Source organism: Pantoea sp. SORGH_AS_0659 (assembly GCF_031453915.1).
Lineage (GTDB): Bacteria > Pseudomonadota > Gammaproteobacteria > Enterobacterales > Enterobacteriaceae > Pantoea > Pantoea leporis.
Map to the genome: position 1 here is coordinate 348,069 of NZ_JAVJAK010000003.1, position 19,760 is coordinate 367,828.

Sequence of the window (19,760 nt, forward strand, 5' to 3'; positions counted from 1 at the left end):
ATGGGCACCTCAAAAATTAATTGATGGCATTCACAAAGCGGCGCGTTATCTGCTGTGGACGCGTAATCGCGCCGCCGACCACCACCGCATGCGCGCCCAGCGCCAGACAATGCGCCGCCATTTCCGGCGTTTCAACATTCCCCTCGGCAATCACCGGCACCTTTACCGCAGCCAATACGTCACGCAGGAAGCGGCAATCATCGGCGGCCAAATAGCAGCCTTGCGTTTCTGCGGTGTAGCCGTGCAGCGTGGTGCCGACACAATCGAAAGCTAATTGCGCCGCCTGACGCGCTTCTTCCACCGTGGCGATGTCCGCCATCAGCAACAGTTGCGGATAGCGTTGGCGAATCGCTGCCACCAACGCCGGCAACTGCAAATCGCCGGGACGTGTGTGTAACGTGGCATCCAGCGCAATCATCGCCGGATTCGCCACCATCAACTCATCCACTTCCCGCAGCGTCGCGGTGATATACACATCGCTGCCGGGATAGTCGCGCTTAATAATGGCGATAATCGGCAAATCCACGGTTTGCATAATCTGCTGTACGTCGATCAGGCTGTTGGCGCGAATCGCCGCCGCTCCGCCTTCCATCGCCGCTAACGCCATGCGCGACATAATAAACGGGCTGTGTAACGGCTCATCTTCCAGAGCCTGACACGAGACCACCAGTTTCCCCTGAATCTGGGCCAGCATCGGTGCTTTCATAGCGCGAGTAACTCCTCTACTTCATTTTTGATAATGGTGACGTGCGGGCCATAAATCACCTGCACGCCTTTGCCACGTTGGATCACGGCGCGTGCGCCGGTAGCTTTCAATGCGTTTTCATCGAGTTTGCTGCTGTCGATGAGCGTGATGCGCAGACGGCTGGCGCAGCAATCCAGTTCGGCGATGTTCTGCTTGCCGCCTAAAGCCGCGATCACCTGCAGTGGACGCTCTCCGGCGACCATCGGCACAGTTTCAACGCTGACGTCTTCGCGACCCGGCGTTTTGAAATTGAAGCGGGTGATCAGCAAGCGGAAAGTAAAGTAATAGAGCAGGAACCACGGCGCGCCTATCAGCGGGACATACCACCAATGGGTTTTCGCTTCGCCCTGCAATACGCCGAACAGAATGAAATCAATCAGGCCGCCCGAGAAGGTTTGGCCGATGGTGATGTGCAGGATGTGGGCGATCATAAACGCCAGCCCATCAAACAGCGCGTGGATGACATACAGCACCGGCGCGACAAACAGGAACGAGAACTCAATCGGTTCGGTGATACCGGTAAGGAAAGAAGTCAGCGCCGCCGACAGCAGCAATCCGGCCACGCGTTGACGGTTTTCCGGCTTAGCGGTGTGGTACATCGCCAGACACGCGCCGATCAGGCCAAACATCATGGTGATGAAGCGCCCGGACATAAAGCGCGCGGTGCCAATGTAGAATTGTTGCGTGTGGGGATCGGCAAGCTGGGCGAAGAAGATGCGCTGCGTGCCTTCCACCAGATGTCCGTTGATTACTTCGCTGCCGCCGAGTGCGGTGGTCCAGAACGGCAGATAGAAGATGTGATGCAGGCCGAACGGGCCGAGCATGCGCAGTACAAAGCCGTAAATAAAGGTGCCGAAATAACCGGTGGCATCCACCAATCCGCCCATACCAAAAATCAGCTTCTGGAAATGCGGCCAGACGATGGTCATCGCCGCACCCACCAGAATGGCGACGAAGGAGCTGATAATCGGCACGAAGCGCGAGCCACCAAAGAAGCCAAGGAATTGCGGCAGGGCGATTTTGTTGTAGCGATTATGCAGCATGGCCGTCACCAGCCCGATCACCACGCCACCAAATACGCCGGTTTCCAGCGTCTGAATGCCGAGCGCCATGCCTTGTCCCACCGCGCTAAGGTTGCCCTGCGCCAGCACGCCGGTCAGCGTCAGCAGCGCATTGATGGTGGCGTTCATTACAAGATAAGCCAGCAGCGAGGCCAATCCTGCGGTGCCCTTGTCGCTTTTGGCCAATCCTACCGCTACGCCAACCGCAAATAGCACCGCGAGGTTGGCGAACACCACCGATCCGGCGCTCGCCATGATGGTGAACATGCCTTGCAGCCAGGCGACATCGAGGAATGGATAGGCTTTGACGGTGTTGGGATTGGAAAGTGCGCCGCCAATGCCCAGCAGCAAACCGGCCGCCGGTAGCACGGCGATCGGTAACATGAACGACTTACCAAACCGCTGGGCTTTTTCAAACCAACCCCCTGAAGAGGCACCGCTGAACAGTGATGACATAAATTTTTATCCCTGAAGTGATTTTGTGGTGAAAATTATTATCACAATCTCATTCATAAGATGAAAATTTCCATCATTATTGTGATAGCTTTCACTTATGCCCTAATCTGCTGCACACTGTGCGCCATAATGTCGTGAAGAAGAGGCCGCCATGACGGACAACGAAAACATCTTGCTGCACCTGCGCCAGGGCTTGCCGGGCTACAGTCCGACGCTGCAAAAGCTGGGCGATTTCATCCTCACCGACCCGCAGAAAGTGCTGTATCTCACCATCACTGAATTAGCGCGCGAGACCGACACCAGCGAAGCAAGCGTGACGCGGCTGTGTCGTCATCTCGGCTGCAAAGGCTATACCGAATTCAAAATGGCGCTGGCGCTGGATGTGCAACACAATCAGCCCGCCGCCGTCGCTAGCGGTGACAGCATCGACATGCTGGTGGAGGAAACGGTGCAGGCGCTGCGCGATACCGGGAAATTCATTAACCGCGAGGTGCTTCAGAGCGCGGTGGAAGCGCTGCATCAGGCTAAAACTATCCAGATCTACGGCGTGGCGGCCAGCGCGATTACCGGTGAGTATTTGCACTATCGCCTGTTGCGCTTAGGTAAATCGGCGCAGCTGTTTGGTGATATGCATCGCGCGGCGATGAATGCCTCGACGCTCAGAGAGGGCGATTTGGTGATCGCCATCTCCGCTTCCGGCTCGACCAAAGATGTAATGCACGTAGTGAAGCTGGCGAAGAAGCAAAACGCGCGCGTGCTGATGCTGAGCAACACGCTGCGCAGCCCGATGGGCAGTTTAGCCGATATGCTGCTGGTGGCTGCGCGGCCGGAAGGCCCGTTCAACGCCGGCGCGCTGAGCGGTAAAGTGGGTGCAATGATGTTGGTGGAAGTATTGATTAACGAGTTGATGACGCATGATGCCCGGTATCAGGCGGCCAGCCAGCAGACAGCAACGGCGACCTTGCCGATGTTGATGTAAAACGGCAAATCCATAGCGGCGCGATTTATTGCGCGTTTTTACACAAGTAAAAAGGTCAAAAGAGCGCGATAAATCGCGCCGCTACGGAACAGTGCTAATAGATTAAAGCGGTATTTCAGTTATTCGCTTGCCAATGCCGCCACCGGATCCATGCGTGCGGCTTTGCGCGCGGGCAGGTAACCAAAAATCATGCCGATGATGGTGGAGCAGGCAAAGGCCGCACCCGCTGACTGCCATGAGAAGATCGCCGTGATCATGCCGCCCGCCAGCAGGCTGATAATCGGACCAATCACCAGCGCCAGCGCGACGCCGAGCGATCCGCCCACCAGACAGACTAAAACTGCTTCGATCATAAACTGCTGCATGATGTCGCCGCGCCGTGCGCCCACCGCCATGCGCACGCCGATTTCATGGGTACGCTCCGTTACCGAGACCAGCATGATATTCATCACGCCGATGCTGCCAATCATCAGTGCAATTGAGGCGACCAGCAGAATCAACAGCGTTAACGTCGCGGCGGCATCTTCAATCGCTTTGCGGTATTTGTCGCGGTTGAACACCAGGAAATCTTTGCTGCCGTGACGCGCGGTTAGCAGTTGCGTCAGCGATTCCACCGCCGGGCCGCTCACCACATCGTCCTTCAGCTTAATGCTGATGCTGGTTAGCGCGGTTTGCCCGCTGATGCGATACATCACGGTGCTCCACGGCAGCCACACGCTGAGGCGATTGGGCGACATGCCATCGTTATTATCCGCCACGCCAATCACGCGCACCGGCACCGAACCCAGCACGATCATCTTGCCAATTGGGCTTTCCCCGTGTTCGCCAAACAGTTTGTTGCGCGTGTTGGTATCGATAATGATCTCCTGACGCGCGTGGCGTTCATCGCTGAAGTTGCTGCCTTCCAGCAATTTAATGCCCTGAATCTGGAAATACGCTTTGCCGACGCCGTACACTGAGGTTTTGGACGCGTTGGAAAGATAGCGAATAGGCTGATTGGCGATCATTTCCGGGCTGACCGCTGCGACAAACTGCTGACGCCCAATCACGTCGGCATCGGCCATCACCAGCGTCAGCACCGGATGCGCTTCATCCTCGACAAAATCACCGCCGGCATAGATCGACACCACATTGGTGCCGAGCCCGGAAATACTCTCCAGCGTTTTTTGCCGCGCGCCCTGGCCGAGCGCCACCACCGTGACCACCGCCGCGATGCCAAAAATAATCCCGGTCATGGTCAGCGCGGTGCGCAGCCGATGCGCGTTCATGGCATTCAGCGCCATGCGCAATGATTCGCGAAAGCGGTCGAGCAAGCCGCGCAGCTTGCTCTGGCTTTTAGGCGCGGCGGGGACATATTGCGCGCGGGTTGCATCCTGTTTGCGGCCGCTGTCGGCAAAAATCTCGCCGTCCTGAATCTCAATAATGCGATCGGCGTGCTGCGCCACTTTCATGTCGTGCGTGACGATGATCACCGTGTGACCTTCGCGATTGAGATCGTGTAGGATGCGCAGCACCTCTTCGCCGGAATGCGAATCCAGCGCGCCGGTCGGTTCATCGGCAAGAATAATTTCGGCACCGTTAATCAGCGCGCGCGCGATACTGACGCGCTGCTGCTGGCCGCCGGACAGCTCGCCCGGTTTATGATGTTCGCGGCCCTGCAAACCTAAACGTGCCAGCAGATCCGCCGCGCGCTGCAGCCGTGCTTTGCCCTGCAGATTGGCGTAGATCGATGGAATCTCGACGTTGCTCAAGGCGCTGAGATCCGGCATCAGATGATAACGCTGGAAGATAAAGCCGATATGCTCGCGGCGGACTTTCGCCAGCGCATCCGGCGACAGCGTGGCGGTGTTTTGGCCACTAATGAAATAGTCGCCGCTATCCGGCGCATCCAGGCAGCCAAGAATATTCAGCAGCGTCGATTTACCCGAACCGGACGGCCCGATAATCGCCACCAGCTCGCCGCTAGCAATGCTCAGGTTAATGTCTTTCAGCACATGCAGAGATTGCGAACCGTTAACATAGCTGCGCTGGATGTTTTTCAGTTCGATGATATTCACATCAACACCTCGTCAGCGCCCGCCGTCTGCGTAGCAAGGATCACTTTCTCGCCGACTTTTAAACCGCTCAGCACCTGAATATCAACGCTGTCAGTGATGCCAGTGGTGATGATGCGTTTGACCGGCTGGTTATCCTGATCGGGGATTTCCACGTAGGTTTTGCCATCCGCGTCTTTCTTCGTCGCCTGCACCGGCACCAGCAAAGCGTCTTTAGCGGAATCACGCAGCAGGTTGACCTGCGCCGTCATGGAGATGCGCAGCGCGTTGTCGGGGTTTGGCACATCCAGCAGCGCGTTGTAATAGACTGCGGCGTTGGTGCTGCTGGCTGGCGTGCTTTCGCTGTTGCCCATCAGCGCGTCATCTTTCATCACCGATTCCGGCGCCAGTTCGAGGCTGCGCAGCGTGGCGTTGTAGCGCTTGTCTGGATTGGAGAAGGTGGTGAACCACGCTTGCTGGCCTGGCTGCACGTTGTTGATGTCGGCTTCGGAGATCTGCACTTTAATCGTCATGGTGCCGAGCTGCGCCAGCTTGGCGATGGTTGGCGCGGTTTGTACCGCGTTCACCGTTTGACCTTGCTTAGTGACGATGGCGATGACCGTGCCGTCCATTGGCGCCATGATGCGGGTATAACCGAGATCGAGCTGCTTCTTATCCACCTCAATCTGCGCCTGAATCACGCGCGCTTTTTGCGCGGTTAGCTCGGCGCGTGCACTGCGCCACTCTTGTTCGGCGGTATCAAAATCCTGACGCGAGATCGCATTGGTTTTAATCATTTGCTGCAAGCGCTGATATTGCGCTTGCTGTCGCACCAGCGCGGCTTCGCGGGTTTCCAGATCGGCCTGCGCCACGCTCAGCGCCGCCTGCGCGTTACGCAAATCGCTGCGCTGCGGTTGATCATCAATTTCGGCGATTAGCTGGCCTTTGCTGACGCTATCGCCAGATTTGATATAAAGCTTTTTCACCTGACCAGAAACCTGCGCACCGACGTTGACGCGTTCAACCGCATCCATTTTGCCGGTGGCAGCAATCACGTTTTCGATATTTCCCTGACGCACTTCGGCGGTGACCACCGCGTTAGGTTTATGGCGTGAACCGGCGAAATGCCAGATCAACAGCAGGAGAATGACGGCAGCGAGCGTGGCGAATAGCCACTTTTTTGAGATATTGAGCATAAGCGTCCCTTATATGAAGCGAGAATCATAATCACTTAAGGGAACAAACTGGAGAAAATTCGCCGGATTTATCTGGGTAATGCGCGCTGGTTGAAAAATGATTAAAGTTTTCCGAATAGAAAGGGCGGCTGGGTTGTTTACAGCGTATCTCAGTCACTGATTGGGCGTAGGGTCGCCATTTATGGCGTAATGTTTGTCAGTTAAGCCATGAAACCCCCTCATCACCGAGAGCACACATTGTAGCGGCGCAATTTATTGCGCGATAAGTCGCGCCGTTACGGAAGGTGCGGTGATTTGATACAACGCTTAACTGAGCGGCATTACGCCATTTATGGCGACCGTTTCACTGCCGATTTACAGATCGAGCTGGGTTTTCAGCTGCGCGATCTCCTCACGCCACTGCGCTTGCAACGCGGGTTTCTGATGCTTCGGCTTACGCGCCAGATCCTCATCCAGTTTGCTTTCCACCTCTAATAACGCCAGTAGCAAAGCATCTTCATCCAACGCGTTTTCCGTCGCCGCAGGGGCAACAACCTCAGACATGGCTATCACCTGCTCAGCACGCAGGCGCTCGGTCACCGCGTCAAAATCGTGCCACTGGCTGAGTTGCTGGTCTTCTATCAGCCAGAAACGATTGCAGCTGTTGGCGATTAACTGACGATCGTGCGACACCAGCAACACCGCGCCCTCAAACTGATTCAGCGCCTCCGCCAGCTCCTCTTTACCTACCATATCCAGATGGTTAGTGGGTTCATCGAGCAGCAGCAGCGAATAGCGCGCCAGCGTCAGCCCCACAAAGAGTAAACGCGAGCGCTCGCCGCCGCTCAGTGATCCAATCAGCTGCTGGTGACGCAGATACGGAAAACCCGCACCGATCAACGCCATCTTGCGCTGCTCATCGCTGAGCGGCGCAAAATGCGCCAGCGCATCACTTAGCGTTTCCGCATCGTGCAACTGATGCAGACTTTGATCGTAATAACCGAGGCGCGCGCGGGGATGAAATAGCGCGCTATCTGCTTGTTGAAATTCACGCCACAAATGGCGCAGCAGCGACGATTTACCGCAACCGTTGCGGCCAACGATCGCTACGCGATCGCCACTTTTCACCTGCAGCGTTGGTAGTGAAAACAGTGCAGGCGCGTCATCGGCCGGCCGAATCGACATCTGCGGCAACGCCAGCACGCGATCGGCGTCCAGCGCTTCACCTTGCAGCTGCAGCCGCCATAGCGATCCTTCGCTCAGCGTGGTTTGTGCTTCTTTCAACCAATTGGCGCGTTTCTCCATCTGCTGCGCTTTGCGCGACAAACCTTCGTTATCGTAAGTGCGGCCCCAGATCGCCAGACGTTTGGCGCTTTTCTCTACGCGTTCGATCTCTTTCTGCTCGGCCTGATAACGCTGCGTGTCAGCGTCATCCTGCTCGATCAGCGCCTGACGCGCCGCGCTGCAGGGCAGACGGAAGAATTGCAGACCGCGATCGCGCAGAATCCAGCTGCAGTTGGTCACCCGATCGAGCAGGGTGCTGTCATGGGAAACCAGCACGAAGCTGCCGCTCCAGCCGTTGAGGAAATTCTCCAGCCACAATAGCGTCGGCATATCGAGGTGGTTGCTGGGTTCATCGAGCAGCAGCAGATCCGGTTGCAGGATCAGCGCGCGCGCCAGCAGCAGGCGCATATGCTGACCGCCACTTAGCGTTGCGGCAGTTTGCGTTTGTTGCTCAGCGGTGAAACCCAGGCTGCCCAGCAGCGCTTCGGCGCGCCAGCGATCGGCTTGTTCCGGCAACCGCGCCATCACGCCATCAAGCAGCGACGCGTTGTGCAGTTCTGCTGGCAGATGCTGCTCGATGCGCGCCAGTAAACAGTGATTAGCCGGCGTAACGCTGCCGTGGCTGGCTTCCAGTTCACCACTGAGAATTTTCAATAAGGTGCTTTTACCGGTGCCGTTATCACCCAGCAAACCGATGCGATCGCCTTTTTTCAGGCTGAAATGGATATCGTGAAATAGCGTGCCGAAGGTGTTATCGAAACCGACAGCGTGGGCGGACAGTAAAGTGCTCATGTGCTTACTCATAAGTTGCAGGCGCAAAAAAAGCCCGACGTCAGAAATCGCTGACGACAACCCGGTAAGCCGGAGGAAGGGATTAGATTTTCAGTTAACTTCGCTCAGGACGGATTATCGCAGCACGAGTGCGGAAATGCCTGAACGCGGCCAATTACTGTAGAAGTGTGAGTAAATAAACAATTCACACAGTGGCATAGTAATCCTCCTTAGTTATCAGTGGGTGAATAAGTGAGCTGATGATAGTGGCGGAAAGGTCTGTTTTCCAGTTAAGAATGCCCGAAATGTTGGGAGGGCAGGTTATCCGTATGAGCAATGTGAACAATACCCATACAGAAAACGGTTAATTTCTTTATTTGTCTGGCTCAAAACCCCCTGTATATCGCACTCAGGTAATTTCTGAACTCCACAGGATCGTGTTCATTACGTATGCGAGCGACTGACTGTATAGCGCGCACTTTGACAATTTTTCTGTCGCTTAAGATATGTAAAATATGGGCTTTTAACTGAGAAACGATGGTGCTTCTCAGTGCGGCTTTATCGTTGAGCGATCCAACCGTCAGCTCCGACATGCTATTCAGTGGACAGCGAATCAGCCAGCCGGCATTTTCCGGATTGATTTCCGGCAAGGCTCTGACATTCGTCGTTATTACCGGGCAGCCGCAGGCCTGCATTTCCAGAACGGAAAAGCCGTATGTCTCCTGCCATGTGGGCAGCAGCCCGACATCAGAGGTCTTAATCAACGCCAGTACCGCGTCGTTGGTCAGCGACGTATAGTGCTGGAATAGAGGGCATTCACGAAGTGTATCCTCCACGCTTCTTCTAAATGCGTCATCATCCTGGAACGCCTGGTGAGCCACGTTATGCGTTTTGCCAGGATCACCAACCAGATTTACGCGTACGTCGTTCACACTTATCAGGTTTTCCCTTAATAACTGGCTAAAGGCTAGCACAACTTCTGCCCCTCCTTTGCGATAGAACTCCTTGCCCACGAAGGTAAAATTCAGCGGACCTCTTTCAACCAGAGCATTTTTTTCCTGCAGTACCGGCTGCGGGGGATGCAGTACGTGCAGTTTGGGCCCGATGATAGCCTGCTCCCTGGGGAAATGTTCCAGCAGCCGCAGTTGGATCTGACGTGTGGCTTCTGAGATAGCGATGATACCTTTGCAGCGCGGAGAGCAGACGTACCGGAGTTCCCGCGCCAGCTCGGGGTTGGCAAATTTGGGTATTCCCTCAACGGGAAGAACACGGGGCAGTTCGGTTTCAAAGGTCGCTACCCAGTCGCCTGGCCCCGAAGAAACTTCGTTAAAAAGGTGGATAATGTCCGCATCACCTGAAGACATCAGAGGCAGCGGACGAAAAATAAAGAGTTTATTTTTATGCAATAAGCGCCGCCTTATAACGTTGATCCAGGTCCAGATATTTCTGGGACGGTAATCCAGATAGCGATTTGCAGGGTCTGTAATGATGTTTCTCTTTTCCGGGTAGCCGTTTCCACCGACGATAATCTTCATTCTTCCCCCTGCTGGCGAGTGCAAAAAATTAACAGAATTAATTTAAATGTCCTCGTTATTAAGAGGATGAAAAAGTATTTAGTTTATGTAAGGCTATGGTTTTTCAGATAAGATCTGAATTCAACATGGTTATTCAGGCTGTTGATACCAGAGCAAAATCTGCTTTTTGCGCCGCTTCCCAACATGTCAAATTATGCACGGCCAAACAGCAAAAATACGTGTATTTGCTGGTGTTTAATCGATTTCCAGAAAACGTCGGGAGGGAGAGTGCCAATGCTGATTAAAGTTTCAGGTTGCTAAGAAGCCTTTATTTACTTCAGGATTAATTAACAGTGGGCGAATGAGAGAGATGATGATATTGACAGGTATACATATTTTCCATTGAAAATCATTTAAATTCTCAATGTATCAATAGCCGCGCGCAAAGTGGGTGACACATTGCGGTGCGGATAATAGAGAAATGACGCTTCCAGAGTAACCGTTGCCGTTTTGCTGAGCCTGTGGGGAATGCTTGCGACAGCCGCGCCAACCGGATGGTGGACATGGCTCGCGCGGACGCTACCCGAAGATGCAGAGGCAGGTGGTGGTCTGATGGTTGCTGTCATCCAACTCTCCATTGCGCTTGGATCAACCGTTGGGGGTTTGATTTTCGACAGTCTGGGTTGGCAAAGTGCTTTCGGCTTGAGTGGTTTATTACTTCTTGGTGCGGTAGTCATGACTTTTCACACATCACGTCTAACATGAATCGCAGGCGCTTTAATCATAGAATAAGGCGCAGAGGCCGCTGATTAAAGCACCGTCTTTAATGCCGAACTGATTCTGCTCTGAGGATTGATACATGACCACCTTTCATCAACTTAATGCCATCAGCTTGCGAGGCCAGCCCATCTCTATGGCCGATTACGCCGGGAAGCTGGTTCTGGTGGTGAATACCGCCAGCCATTGTGGATTTACTCCTCAATATGCAGGCCTTGAAGCGCTCTACAAGAAGTACGCGGACAATGGGCTGATGATATTGGGTTTCCCCTGCAATCAGTTTGGCAAGCAGGAACCTGGCGGAGCCGATGATATCGCGCAGACCTGCCTCATCAACTACGGTGTGAGCTTCCCGATGTTCGATAAAGTCGAAGTTAACGGCGCCGCAACGCACCCCGTATTTCGCTACCTGAAAGCCGAATTACCCGGTGTGTTGGGCGGGCGGATCAAATGGAACTTTACTAAGTTTCTGATCGGACGCGACGGCAAACCGATCAAGCGATTTGCACCGATCACCAAACCAGAAAAAATGGAAGCGACGATCCTTACTGCGCTGGAAAACTAATATGCATTCCGCCATGCTTGATCCAAATTGTGCGAGCTATCACAATTAATACAATTTCTTTTGGTTTGCCGCGGCGGGTTTACTCGTTAAACATCCCTCAGATGTCACGGTTTGTGACATGATAAGCGTCATAATTGAATCGTCAGGATGTTTGAATAGATGTTTAACGCCAGAAAACTATCAACCTTAAATGCCCTCGAAAGCAGCGTGCATAATTACATTATTAAAAACATCAATGCCGTTATTTATATGACGATAAGAGAGCTAGCTGATAATTCTGGCGTATCTACCGCGACTGTTCTGAGATTCTGTAAAAAAATGGACTTCAAAGGTTACTCAGAACTCAAAGCCAGTATGAAGTTGCACCTGAACAAAAATAGCACATTACTGATTCCTCATGGAGCTGAGGAAATATTGACCTTTTTTAAAAGCATCAGAAACGATGAATTTGATGAGATGATCAACCAGGCGGCTCAATACATTCGTGATGCCGAACGGGTATTCTTTGCTGGCGCAGGCAGCTCTGGCACGCTTGGCAGGTATGGTGCGCGTTTCTTCTCTAATGTGGGTAAGTTCAGTAATCACATTGATGATCCCTATTATCCGGTGAGTACCGATATGGTGCAGAGTTCAGTAGCTATCGTGCTTTCAGTCTCTGGCGAAACTCCCGAAATATTGAAGCTTGCCAGGCAGTTTGTTATTCACAAGTGCAAAGTGATTTCTATTACCTGCAACCCGGATTCAACACTGGCAAAACTTTCTGACTTTATTGTTCCTTACCATGTTTCTCGCATTTTGATTGAAAGCGAATACGATATTACCACTCAGGTTCCGGTCATTTTTATTCTTGAATCGATAGGCAGAAAGCTGGTGGTGAATAATCTCAGCGATATGTCACGCGGTGTGACATTTTTGTAATTAGCGACCCGTTATAACATATTGTGACCTCGTGACATTGCCGGGATGATTTTCTAACATTGCCTGAATTAGTCCGCTCCTGATGGACTGAATTCCCTCTGGCAATGGAAGAAAACCATGGCAATAGATTATGCGGATTCTGCGAAAGAGATCGTTAGACTGATAGGTAGCGATAATAATGTGATAAGTGTGACACATTGCGCTACACGTCTGAGGTTTGTGCTGAAAGATTATTCTCTGGTCGAGGTTGAATCACTAAAGCGGGTAAAAGGCGTTATCACCGCGATGCAGGCCAGCGGCCAGATGCAGGTGGTGATTGGTAATCACGTTGGTGATGCTTACCGCGAAGTGCAGAATCTACTCACTTTCGACGAAAGTACAGCGGTACCACCGCCTAGTGTCGGTATGGTTAGCCGCATTATGGATATCATCTCCAGCATATTTGCGCCTTTTCTCTATCCACTGGCAGCCTGCGGTGTGTTGCAGGGCATCATTTCGCTGCTGACCGCCATCGACCTAATGGATCCGGCAAGCGGCACTTATCGCATCCTTAACTTCGTTTCGTGGACCGGCTTTACCTTTCTGCCCGTGATGGTGGCGTTTACCGCCGCCAAAAAATTTAACGTCAATCCGTTCACAGCGGTTATCTCCGCCTGCGCGCTGGTGTCGCCGGATTACCTGAGTATGTTGACGGCCAACAAAATCCTTACCGCCAACTCAGCCGATCCCGCAGTGCAGGCTTTGATGAAGGGCGTGGTTGAAAATCCCGAGATTTCAAAGGTTATGGTGCAGATCGTTGGCATTCCGCTTGATGCGGCGCCGCTGACCTTTATGGGGCTGCCGGTAGAGTATTTGAGTTACACCTCGTCGGTGATCCCCATTATTTTGATGGTGTGGGGCATGGCGTATGTACAGCGTTTCTTCGAGCGCCTGCTTCCGATGGTGATACGCAACCTGTTCACGCCCATGTTCTGCCTCGCCATCATGGTTCCGTTCACGCTTCTGGCATTCGGCCCGATCGGCAATATGATCGGCGGCGCCATCGGTGGCGTCTATAACACCCTTTATCATCTCAGTCCTGCCATTGCCGGATTTGTGGTTGGTGCCTTCTGGATGCCACTGGTTACCTTGGGCGTGCATTGGGGCATCACGCCAGTGACCGTCGGTAACTATGCCACCCTGGGCTACGACACTTTTACCGGACTGCAAGCCTCCGCGGTATTCGGTATGGCGGGCGCGGTGCTGGGCGTATACCTGAAGGCGAAAGACGCTGAGCTTAAGCGCATGGCGCTCTCTGCGGGTGTAACGGCGCTGTTCGGCATCACTGAACCCGCCATTTACGGTGTGGCTCTGCGTCTTAAACGACCGATGATTTGTGGCTGCCTGGCGGGCGCTGCCGGCGGCATGATCGCCGGGGCTTTCAACGCGGTTTCATGGAGTTACTGCATTCCCGGCATTGCCGTCCTGCCGGTGTTCTTTAAAGAGGGGCACATGACGCAGTTCCTCGGCTTCCTGGTATCCATATTCGTCGCCTTCATATTGGGCATGGTTTTCTCCTGGGTCGCGGGATTCAAAGAAAACAGCCAACCTGACGTTCGCTCTGTGCCGCAGCCTGGCACCCTCTGATAAATAGAGATACAGATTATGAATAAGCCATTTCCAGAAAATTTCATGTGGGGCGGCGCTGTTGCCGCTCATCAGGTCGAGGGAGCCTGGGATAAAGGCGGTAAAGGCCCGAGCATAGTCGATGTCCTGACCAGCGGGGCGCACGGTGTTGATCGCGTCATCACCGCCGGCATTCAGGATGACTGCTTTTATGCCAATCACGAGGCATCAGACTTTTACCATCGCTATCCTGAGGATATCGCGCTGTTGGCAGAAATGGGCTTCCGCTGCTTCCGCACCTCAATTGCCTGGTCGCGTATTTTTCCACGCGGTGATGAAGCCGGGCCGAACGAAGAGGGGTTGCGTTTTTACGATGCGCTATTCGATGAGCTGCTGAAATACGGGATTGAACCGGTAATTACGCTGTCCCATTTTGAGATGCCAAACTTCCTGGTAACCGAATATGGCGGCTGGAAAAATAGAAAAGTTTTGGAATTCTTTGTCCGCTTCAGCGCGGTGGTCATTAATCGTTTCCAGCACAAAGTAAAATACTGGATGACCTTCAACGAAATTAATAATCAGCGCAACTGGAAAACTCCGCTGTTTGGTTATTGCTGCTCGGGCGTTATTTTTACCCACGAGCCTAATCCTGAAGAGTGCATGTATCAGGTTCTGCACCATCAATTTGTGGCGAGTGCTCAAGTGGTGAAGTTGGGACATGAAATTAATCCTGCACTACAAATTGGCTGCATGATCGCCATGGTGCCGCTTTATCCGTTTTCCTGTCATCCGGATGACGTGATGTATGCCCAGGAAGCGATGCGGGAGCGATTCCTGTTCAGTGATGTGCACATGCGCGGTCATTATCCGGCTTATATTCTCAATGAATGGCAACGCAAGGGATACCACATTGCAATGGAAGCCGATGATGCGCAGATCCTGCGGGAAGGCTGTGCCGATTATATCGGGCTGAGCTATTACATGAGTAATGCGGTCAGTAAAGAAAATGCCGGCAGCGGGACGGCGCTTTCAGGCTTCGAGGGCAGCGTACCGAACCCGCACGTTAAAGCCTCAGATTGGGGCTGGCAGATCGATCCGGTCGGGCTGCGTTATGTGCTGAATATTCTTTATGAGCGTTACGAAAAGCCGCTATTCGTGGTGGAAAACGGTTTTGGTGCCATCGACAAAATGGATGAAAAGGGCGAGATCAATGATGACTACCGCATCGATTATCTGCGGGCGCATATTGAACAGATGAAGAAAGCCGTGACCGAAGATGGCGTCGATCTTATGGGATATACCCCTTGGGGATGTATTGACTGCGTATCTTTCACCACCGGCCAATACAGTAAGCGCTATGGTTTTATTCACGTAAATAAAAACGATGATGGTAGCGGAGATTTTTCCCGCTCAAAGAAGAAGAGTTTTGACTGGTATCGCCGGGTCATCGCCAGCAACGGCGAAGAACTCTAGCGAAATATGTGCGACAGGGATGTCGCACATTGAGATCCTTATGGCTTCTCTTTTTCGTCTTCAACTGGAATCAGCGGTTCATCAATAGCGATGGATGAATTAGATTTCAGCAGCTGAATATCCAGAATCACGTAGGTCATGGTGGTGATGAACAGTGAAATCACGCTGCCAATCACGCCGCTGGTGGTGAAAGTGAAATAGTTATACATCACCACCCAGGTCACACAAATAAACAGCGCCAGCGCAACGTTAATTGCCGATTGCGAATAATTCGTGGTGCGTGATCCCATTTCATTAATTTGCCGACTGAAATTCACGCCGCTGTATTTCTCCAGCACAAAAATTCCCTGTTCCCAGTTACGCAAGCGTCGAGCGCCGCTGCGAGTCAGAAATACGTACAGCAGCGAGATGAATAAACCAGAAAAAGCAATCAGTACCGGCACCGCTTCCAGCGCGTAAGCGAGGCTTTTATGGCTCGATGCCTGCGGCGTGAGATCCAGCGTTAACGACGCACCGAGTGCGGCATATAAAAATACAAACAGTAGCAGAAACAGCGCGTTGCGGCGCCAGTCAAGGTCGGCTTCGTGATTCTTCTGCTGTCGTGCGCTGTGTAGCGCCTGCTGTAATAACGTGGCATCGGTGGATGCGGTGTCAATACTCTCAATCTCTTCACCCAACAAACGGTGAATAAACGGCTGATCGGCCGGTTCAATGGTGATGCGCATAGATTTCTCGGTGACGTAACGATCAAAGGCGTCAGTGTAACGTAAATCGTCTGGCGCGCGCAGAATCTGCGAGTAAGCGCGCAAATTTTCATCTCTGTTTCGGCTCGGGTTGCACATCATTTATACAATTAATGCGCGGTTATTACTGACCGCGCAAATGACGACGGAGTAACGAGCTATGTCGTATGTAGATGGTTTTGTCGTAGCGGTGCCGGAAGCTAATAAGGAGGATTATCGTGCCATGGCGGCTAAAGCCGCGCCGCTGTTTAAAGAGTTTGGCGCCACGCGTGTTGTCGAGTGCTGGGCAGACGATGTTCCCGAAGGCACGCAGACCGATTTTTATCGCGCGGTAAAAGCCGAAGAGGGCGAAACGGTGGTGTTCAGCTGGATCGAATACCCATCGCAGGAAGTACGTGACGCCGCCAATGCCAAAATGATGTCCGATCCGCGTATGAAAGAGATGGGCGAGAATATGCCGTTCGATGGTAAGCGTATGATCTATGGTGGATTCGCGATTTTGCTGGAGGCGTAGTTGAGTATTTGCAACTGCAGTGAATCGTAGCGGCGCAATTTATTGCGCGATGAATCGCGTCGCTACGAAATGCACGGTGATTTGATGCGGTACTTAATTGATCGGCCTTACGCGATTTGTCGCGCTATTTTTTTAATCATTGTGTGTCTCTTACTTCTATTGTGCGCAATTAATTGCGCCGCTACGATAGGTGCTGGAATTATTCACCCTTTACAAGGAGTCACTATGCTGGATATCACGCACTTTCCGCTTTTCCTCGCATCCGTATTTCTGCTGTGTATTACACCGGGACCGGATTTAGCTTATGTCGTAGGACAAAGCGTAGCGAATGGACGACGTAGCGGTGTGATATCAGCGAGTGGCGTAGCGCTAGGAAGTTGCACGCATGCCATTGCCAGCGCCGTCGGTTTGACGGCGCTAATTACCGCTTCGCCACTGTTATTTACGGTGATTAAATATATTGGTGCGGCGTATTTAATTTATCTGGGCAGTAAGATGGTGTGGGAAACCTTTTTTAGCCGTGAAGAAGAGAAAACACCGCAGGCTGAAATTCCACGCTCTAATACGCGCAGCTTATTAGTTCGCGGTTTTATTACATCGATTACCAATCCAAAAGTATTGCTGTTTTTCATCTCCTTCTTCCCACAATTCGTGGTAGTTGATGGCGATCATCATGCCAGCTCGTTTCTGTTGCTCGGCCTGACGTATGCGGTTGTGGGTTTAATGACTGACGTGATATTTGCTCTGGTTGCTGGCAGCGCGGCTAGCGCGGTGTCGCGCAATGTGATGTTGCAGAAATTGCTTGATCGTGTGGTGGGCATCACCTTTATCGGTTTAGGCGTACGCCTGGCGCTGACGCGTCGTTAACAAATTCGTCTCAGGAACAACGGCCAGCGATTGGCGCTCGCGGATTATTCGGGTAACGTGGAATGCTTAACTTTGTTACCTACAAATAATTACCGCACGCTAAGTTGCAGGAGAGTCATTTCATGGCCGTTAATTCCACTATCGTCGGCATTGTCAGCGATGAGTTCATCAACCCCCACACCGTAAAGCTGCTTAATGAAGTCACGCGCCAGTTGAATGAGCGTGGTTTTATTACGCTGCTGCTGAATGCGAATTCCCGCGAAAGTTTTCAAAGCGCGCTGCGTAATGCGGCGCAACTTCCTGTCGGCGGCTTGGTTTTTCTGACTTCGCTGTTTAGCGATGAACTGAGTGTGGCGGCCGAGATTCTGCCGCAGACGGCAACGGTTCATCTCAGCCACAGCGCCAGCGCGGATGCTAACGTTGTGATTGCGGATGGTTATGACGCAGGCGAAGAGATGGGATTGCTGCTGCTGTCGCAAGGTCATCAACGTTTCGGCTTTATGCACAGTCAGGAAAATAGCGCGCCGGCGCGCCAGATGGACGGTTTTGTCGCTAGCCTGCAAGCTGAACAGAAAGAACTGAATATCGAGCTCTCTGCCGGTGGCAACGATCGCGAACTGGCTTATCAGGCAATGATGGCGTATTTGAAGAAAACGCGCGCTGCCGAGCGCATCAATGCGCTGTTTTGCGAAAGCGATGTGTTGGCGTTCGGCGCGTTACAAGCGGTGCGCGACTTCGCGCAAGGCGCACATGTTGCGGTGGTGGGTTTTGATGATGTCGATGAGGCGCGCGCGTCAACCTGGCATCTCACCAGTTGGGCGCAGCGACGGGATTTGCTGGTGGCCGAAGCGCTGAATCGTTTACTGGAAAACCGTGCCGATACCAGTAACGCCTGGCAGCAGGGCGAAATGCAGGTGCGCCATTCGCATCACGGCAAACATGTGCCGGGCGAAATGTCGCAGTGCGGATGTGCGATTCGGCATTAATCGCCTGAAGCAGGAAGGAGAGTCGGATGCTCTGGCTCATCGCCAAATACGCCATAACCGCTGGCATGGTAGTGCTGATATCTGAAGTGGCTAAGCGTAGCGATCGCCTTGGCGGGCTGATTGCCGCACTGCCTTTGGTGACGGTGCTGGTGCTGATCTGGATGAAGCTGGAAGGCCAAAGTCAGGCCAAAATTGCCAGTCACGCGTGGTACACCTTCTGGTATGTGGTGCCGACCTTGCCGATGTTTGTCGCCTTTCCATTTCTCTATCAACGCCTCGGATTCTGGCCGACGTTGATCGCGAGTTGCGTGCTCACCATCTTGCTATTTCTGCTTTGGGCCACGCTGCTCAAGCGTTTTGGTATTGAGTTGATGTAAGTTTATTAGGATAACGCTTCACCAATATCCGATCTTGCAATGCATCCATCTGCATTTCAGGAATAAGCTAAGTCAGCAGGCTGCTCTCGGCGAAAGGCGATCCTTCCGGTCCAGTGTGGCGCGGTGGCGCGCGAAGAAAACAAGCGTGATGTGTTTACATTGAAAAACAAAAGGGCGAACGCGGATCAACCAGCATTCGCCCAACGTTTAGTGCTTGGTTCCATTACCTGAACCGTCACGATTGCGGAAAATATGCGTCACGTTATCGGTGTTTTTGATCGCAATTCCGCTCTGCTGCGGGGTTTCGATATGATTCATCACTTCCGACATCGCACGGCTAAGCGCTTGCTGGCGCGGCGGATCGCGTTCAATCGAAGCCATCACGCGCAATTTATCAAGCAGCGCGCGAGTAGAAACCGGGCCGGATTTTTTCAGCAACTGTAAAATCGCATCGCCCATGATGATGTCGGTGAGCCGTTCTTCATCACTTCTGTACATATATTCTCTCTGATTACCGCGGCAGACCTGCGGCAAATAACGAAGTGGATTCAGTCTAACCAGTAGCTGAATGAGGCGGAAACCACTTGGTTAATTCTCAGGCCAGCGGCGCCTGATTTAGGCTTCTCGTTCTACGGAAAACATCAGGCCGATTAATTGCTGATAGTGAATTTCCGCTTCAGTACCGCGTGCTTGCTCCATACGGCACAGCAGCTTGGTGCATAGCGTTTTACGGCTTAACGTTCGGCCTGAACGCAAGATCTCGACCACAATCTGCCCCAGCGTTTCCTGCTGCGAAGGCAATGAGGCTTCTTTAAAGTAGCGTGCAATAGCTTCCGACGCTGTGGAAAAGTTACGATCCTGACGCATGGTTCCATCCTCAAGGTTGACGTATAACTTTAGCCATCAAACTTATACAA

Annotated in this window: 18 protein-coding genes and 2 pseudogenes; 10 read left to right on the plus strand and 10 right to left on the minus strand. The window is 52.8% G+C overall.

Going from position 1 to position 19,760, the window contains the following annotated elements; genetic code table 11:
• Positions 1 to 16: 16 nt before the first annotated feature.
• Both Q3H59_RS22760 and Q3H59_RS22765 read right to left on the minus strand, forming a co-directional pair.
• Positions 17 to 706 (minus strand): N-acetylmannosamine-6-phosphate 2-epimerase, encoded by a 690-nt coding sequence (locus Q3H59_RS22760; RefSeq protein ID WP_101761682.1) that lies wholly within the window; start codon positions 704 to 706, stop codon positions 17 to 19.
• Positions 703 to 2,262, minus strand: coding sequence for a PTS transporter subunit EIIC (locus Q3H59_RS22765; RefSeq protein ID WP_309837448.1), 1,560 nt, complete (start codon positions 2,260 to 2,262; stop codon positions 703 to 705). The genes Q3H59_RS22760 and Q3H59_RS22765 overlap by 4 nt, the downstream gene beginning before the upstream one ends.
• Before the next feature lie 151 nt (positions 2,263 to 2,413).
• On the opposite strand from Q3H59_RS22765, the gene Q3H59_RS22770 reads away from it, so the two are divergent.
• Positions 2,414 to 3,241: a MurR/RpiR family transcriptional regulator gene (locus Q3H59_RS22770; protein WP_192413146.1), complete on the plus strand. Its 828-nt coding sequence runs from the start codon at positions 2,414 to 2,416 to the stop codon at positions 3,239 to 3,241.
• Between the two features lie 119 nt (positions 3,242 to 3,360).
• Here the strand turns inward: Q3H59_RS22770 and Q3H59_RS22775 are convergent, their stop codons facing one another.
• The 5 genes and pseudogenes from Q3H59_RS22775 to Q3H59_RS22795 form a co-directional block, all read right to left on the minus strand.
• On the minus strand, positions 3,361 to 5,298 hold the full coding sequence (locus tag Q3H59_RS22775; protein ID WP_137387291.1) for a MacB family efflux pump subunit: 1,938 nt from the start codon (positions 5,296 to 5,298) through the stop codon (positions 3,361 to 3,363).
• A complete protein-coding gene (locus Q3H59_RS22780; protein ID WP_110866794.1) occupies positions 5,295 to 6,470 on the minus strand; it encodes an efflux RND transporter periplasmic adaptor subunit in 1,176 nt (391 codons plus the stop codon). Before Q3H59_RS22780 ends, Q3H59_RS22775 begins: the two co-directional genes overlap by 4 nt.
• Positions 6,471 to 6,824: 354 nt before the next feature.
• Positions 6,825 to 8,525 (minus strand): ATP-binding cassette domain-containing protein, encoded by a 1,701-nt coding sequence (locus Q3H59_RS22785; protein WP_309837452.1) that lies wholly within the window; start codon positions 8,523 to 8,525, stop codon positions 6,825 to 6,827.
• A 365-nt stretch (positions 8,526 to 8,890) separates the two neighbouring features.
• On the minus strand, positions 8,891 to 10,039 hold the full coding sequence (locus tag Q3H59_RS22790; RefSeq protein WP_280173189.1) for a glycosyltransferase family 4 protein: 1,149 nt from the start codon (positions 10,037 to 10,039) through the stop codon (positions 8,891 to 8,893).
• A gap of 392 nt (positions 10,040 to 10,431) precedes the next feature.
• A pseudogene (locus Q3H59_RS22795) lies at positions 10,432 to 10,512 on the minus strand (hypothetical protein); the annotation flags it as partial.
• Positions 10,513 to 10,519: 7 nt separating this feature from the next.
• Between Q3H59_RS22795 and Q3H59_RS22800 the strand changes: the two are divergent.
• From Q3H59_RS22800 to Q3H59_RS22820, 5 genes and pseudogenes are all read left to right on the plus strand, one after another.
• A pseudogene (locus Q3H59_RS22800) lies at positions 10,520 to 10,783 on the plus strand (MFS transporter); the annotation flags it as partial.
• Between the two features lie 94 nt (positions 10,784 to 10,877).
• Complete coding sequence (locus Q3H59_RS22805) at positions 10,878 to 11,360, plus strand: glutathione peroxidase (RefSeq protein WP_280173188.1); 483 nt, start codon at positions 10,878 to 10,880, stop codon at positions 11,358 to 11,360.
• Positions 11,361 to 11,519: 159 nt separating this feature from the next.
• The gene (locus Q3H59_RS22810; RefSeq protein WP_192413137.1) at positions 11,520 to 12,278 is read left to right on the plus strand and encodes a MurR/RpiR family transcriptional regulator; all 759 of its coding nucleotides are present in this window, start codon (positions 11,520 to 11,522) and stop codon (positions 12,276 to 12,278) included.
• Positions 12,279 to 12,395: 117 nt separating this feature from the next.
• The gene (locus Q3H59_RS22815; RefSeq protein ID WP_309837455.1) at positions 12,396 to 13,904 is read left to right on the plus strand and encodes a PTS transporter subunit EIIC; all 1,509 of its coding nucleotides are present in this window, start codon (positions 12,396 to 12,398) and stop codon (positions 13,902 to 13,904) included.
• An 18-nt stretch (positions 13,905 to 13,922) separates the two neighbouring features.
• A complete protein-coding gene (locus Q3H59_RS22820; RefSeq protein ID WP_192413136.1) occupies positions 13,923 to 15,356 on the plus strand; it encodes a 6-phospho-beta-glucosidase in 1,434 nt (477 codons plus the stop codon).
• Positions 15,357 to 15,394: 38 nt separating this feature from the next.
• On the opposite strand, the gene Q3H59_RS22825 is transcribed toward Q3H59_RS22820, so the two are convergent.
• Positions 15,395 to 16,081, minus strand: a complete 687-nt coding sequence (locus Q3H59_RS22825; protein ID WP_110866982.1) for a hypothetical protein — start codon at positions 16,079 to 16,081, stop codon at positions 15,395 to 15,397.
• 178 nt (positions 16,082 to 16,259) lie between these two features.
• Between Q3H59_RS22825 and Q3H59_RS22830 the strand changes: the two genes are divergently transcribed.
• The 4 genes from Q3H59_RS22830 to Q3H59_RS22845 all read left to right on the plus strand — a co-directional run bounded on the left by Q3H59_RS22830 (position 16,260) and on the right by Q3H59_RS22845 (position 18,843).
• The gene (locus Q3H59_RS22830; RefSeq protein WP_192234707.1) at positions 16,260 to 16,613 is read left to right on the plus strand and encodes a DUF1428 domain-containing protein; all 354 of its coding nucleotides are present in this window, start codon (positions 16,260 to 16,262) and stop codon (positions 16,611 to 16,613) included.
• 225 nt (positions 16,614 to 16,838) lie between these two features.
• Positions 16,839 to 17,480, plus strand: coding sequence for a LysE family translocator (locus Q3H59_RS22835; RefSeq protein ID WP_277975041.1), 642 nt, complete (start codon positions 16,839 to 16,841; stop codon positions 17,478 to 17,480).
• Between the two features lie 122 nt (positions 17,481 to 17,602).
• A complete protein-coding gene (locus Q3H59_RS22840) occupies positions 17,603 to 18,466 on the plus strand; it encodes a substrate-binding domain-containing protein (RefSeq protein ID WP_309837459.1) in 864 nt (287 codons plus the stop codon).
• A 26-nt stretch (positions 18,467 to 18,492) separates the two neighbouring features.
• The gene (locus Q3H59_RS22845) at positions 18,493 to 18,843 is read left to right on the plus strand and encodes a DUF3147 family protein (protein WP_008102074.1); all 351 of its coding nucleotides are present in this window, start codon (positions 18,493 to 18,495) and stop codon (positions 18,841 to 18,843) included.
• Positions 18,844 to 19,050: 207 nt separating this feature from the next.
• Here Q3H59_RS22845 and Q3H59_RS22850 read toward each other — a convergent pair whose 3' ends face one another.
• Positions 19,051 to 19,341, minus strand: a complete 291-nt coding sequence (locus Q3H59_RS22850) for a hypothetical protein (RefSeq protein WP_101761585.1) — start codon at positions 19,339 to 19,341, stop codon at positions 19,051 to 19,053.
• 117 nt (positions 19,342 to 19,458) lie between these two features.
• Complete coding sequence (ycgZ, locus tag Q3H59_RS22855; protein ID WP_110866812.1) at positions 19,459 to 19,710, minus strand: regulatory protein YcgZ; 252 nt, start codon at positions 19,708 to 19,710, stop codon at positions 19,459 to 19,461.
• Positions 19,711 to 19,760: the final 50 nt, after the last annotated feature.

Bases quoted from the DNA above. Each gene is read 5' to 3' on its own strand.
- Q3H59_RS22810 (WP_192413137.1), top strand. From the start codon at position 11,520: ATGTTTAACGCCAGAAAACTATCAACCTTAAATGCCCTCGAAAGCAGC.
- Q3H59_RS22830 (WP_192234707.1), top strand. From the start codon at position 16,260: ATGTCGTATGTAGATGGTTTTGTCGTAGCGGTGCCGGAAGCTAATAAG.
- Q3H59_RS22815 (WP_309837455.1), top strand. From the start codon at position 12,396: ATGGCAATAGATTATGCGGATTCTGCGAAAGAGATCGTTAGACTGATA.
- ycgZ (WP_110866812.1), bottom strand. From the start codon at position 19,710: ATGCGTCAGGATCGTAACTTTTCCACAGCGTCGGAAGCTATTGCACGC.
- Q3H59_RS22765 (WP_309837448.1), bottom strand. From the start codon at position 2,262: ATGTCATCACTGTTCAGCGGTGCCTCTTCAGGGGGTTGGTTTGAAAAA.
- Q3H59_RS22835 (WP_277975041.1), top strand. From the start codon at position 16,839: ATGCTGGATATCACGCACTTTCCGCTTTTCCTCGCATCCGTATTTCTG.
- Q3H59_RS22845 (WP_008102074.1), top strand. From the start codon at position 18,493: ATGCTCTGGCTCATCGCCAAATACGCCATAACCGCTGGCATGGTAGTG.
- Q3H59_RS22825 (WP_110866982.1), bottom strand. From the start codon at position 16,081: ATGCGCATCACCATTGAACCGGCCGATCAGCCGTTTATTCACCGTTTG.
- Q3H59_RS22790 (WP_280173189.1), bottom strand. From the start codon at position 10,039: ATGAAGATTATCGTCGGTGGAAACGGCTACCCGGAAAAGAGAAACATC.
- Q3H59_RS22785 (WP_309837452.1), bottom strand. From the start codon at position 8,525: ATGAGCACTTTACTGTCCGCCCACGCTGTCGGTTTCGATAACACCTTC.
- Q3H59_RS22850 (WP_101761585.1), bottom strand. From the start codon at position 19,341: ATGTACAGAAGTGATGAAGAACGGCTCACCGACATCATCATGGGCGAT.
- Q3H59_RS22780 (WP_110866794.1), bottom strand. From the start codon at position 6,470: ATGCTCAATATCTCAAAAAAGTGGCTATTCGCCACGCTCGCTGCCGTC.
- Q3H59_RS22840 (WP_309837459.1), top strand. From the start codon at position 17,603: ATGGCCGTTAATTCCACTATCGTCGGCATTGTCAGCGATGAGTTCATC.
- Q3H59_RS22760 (WP_101761682.1), bottom strand. From the start codon at position 706: ATGAAAGCACCGATGCTGGCCCAGATTCAGGGGAAACTGGTGGTCTCG.
- Q3H59_RS22820 (WP_192413136.1), top strand. From the start codon at position 13,923: ATGAATAAGCCATTTCCAGAAAATTTCATGTGGGGCGGCGCTGTTGCC.
- Q3H59_RS22770 (WP_192413146.1), top strand. From the start codon at position 2,414: ATGACGGACAACGAAAACATCTTGCTGCACCTGCGCCAGGGCTTGCCG.
- Q3H59_RS22805 (WP_280173188.1), top strand. From the start codon at position 10,878: ATGACCACCTTTCATCAACTTAATGCCATCAGCTTGCGAGGCCAGCCC.